The sequence below is a fragment of the Vibrio sp. 10N.239.311.G01 genome (assembly GCF_041465805.1).
Classification (GTDB): domain Bacteria; phylum Pseudomonadota; class Gammaproteobacteria; order Enterobacterales; family Vibrionaceae; genus Vibrio; species Vibrio crassostreae_C.
The window spans coordinates 1-1,566 of the sequence record NZ_JBFSRM010000067.1; the positions used below are offsets into that span (position 1 = coordinate 1).

Here is a 1,566-nt window from a genome sequence, read left to right on the forward strand (position 1 = left end):
CAATAAAAAGGCTCCTCAAATGAGGCTGTCTCTTGATCACAAGTCTGGTTAATCAAGAGACTTAGCGAGTTCATACCCTTCAAGGATGGTTTGTAACCTAAACCATCCTTGCCATAACGTCTTTATAGAAGCGCGACCTGTTCGCTTGGTATTCTTCCAACCACCTAACCGAGCAATACCGTTGTAAGCCCATGATATATTAGGCGCTTCTTTCGGTAGTTTTTTGCTCTCCAACTTGAGCCACATTAACTTCCACGCTTTGCCTTTTAATACCTGCTCACAACTGCTCTTAGATAACTCGTCTGATTCATTCATAAACCTCAACTGGAGTAACCGAGTCGCGATAAAAGCCAAAACGACGCTGAGCCTTTCTAAGTTATCCTTACTTTGCATTCTCAGTTGCTCAACTTCAGTCCCTTCACTTTTCCAGACTTTATGAAAATCTTCTATTAGCCAGCGCCGCTCATAATAACTGACGATTTTGAGTGCCTCTTCCTTGCTCGTTATCGGCTCTGAAGTCAGTAAGTGCCATGCGAGCTTATTACCACTCTCTCCTTGTTCTATACATCCCACGTAGTAAAGCGGAATGTTATCGAACTCTTTTTTGTTAGCAGGAGATTTGAGTGTCACGGGGGCATATTTGATATCTAAATGAGCCTTGCGAGCTTTACGACCGCCTTTTTGCGGTATTTCTAGCACTTTCTCTCCGGCTGATAACAGGGTAGAGGCATAGCTATAAAGACGATTATCATGCTCTTCAATACAGCGGCTTTGCATTGAGCGAACGAGGAACCTTTGTTGTTGCTCTCGCTTGTAAATGAGGTATTCAAATAGGTCGGCTTCTCTATCGCACACAGAAATGACATCCGAAATTTTATCGCCAAGTCGCTCAGCGACATGGCGAGAGGCTTGTTCCCACTTATAACTTTCTTTCTCTTTGTATGGTCGAGTCGCATGCTGGTGCCTTTGACCTCGCTTTTCTATATCACGAGTCCAGCGCTGTTGTTCAATTAAGCCAATAACAGATTGAGTGTCGGGAGCAAAAAGTAAGGTTGAGTGTACGAACATGGCGCGATGTCGATTGCCTTGATTGGAGTGCCCGAGTTCATCTCGAATGCTGCGATGGGAGTAACTGAGAGAAGTGGTGTCTTCTAAGGCAAGAAGTGTTTGTTGCTCTAATGCTTCTTGTGCGGTGACATAAAAACCCGCTTCTGCGATATCTTCTGCTTTGATTTGCTCATTACGGATGAAGCGATAAGCCCCTTCCATTTCAGCAGGGGAGATAATGAGTTTCGAGACGGGTACGCCAGGTTGCTCGGCCAGTGAGGCTGCGAGAGCAACGAGTCTTTGAGTGCGTCTAGGGTCATTAAGGTGGGCTTGACCGAACTGTTTTTGTGCCCAAAGGGTTGGCTCTATATAGGTCATGATAATCATCCTTGTCATTGCTTAGATGATCAGATCATGAAACCTAAAAATAGTTCAAAAAAAATCCCCAAGCGTGGCTTAGGGATTTGTGTATAAGAGACAGCCCAATGGGTGCCTTTTTTGATCGTGTTCAGTCTAGTG

At 44.7% G+C, this 1,566-nt stretch carries 1 protein-coding gene; it reads right to left on the bottom strand.

What is annotated here, in order from left to right; all coding sequences use genetic code 11:
- Positions 1-48: 48 nt before the first annotated feature.
- Positions 49-1,425, bottom strand: a complete 1,377-nt coding sequence (locus AB6D06_RS22385; RefSeq protein ID WP_061024553.1) for an IS4 family transposase — start codon at positions 1,423-1,425, stop codon at positions 49-51.
- Positions 1,426-1,566: the final 141 nt, after the last annotated feature.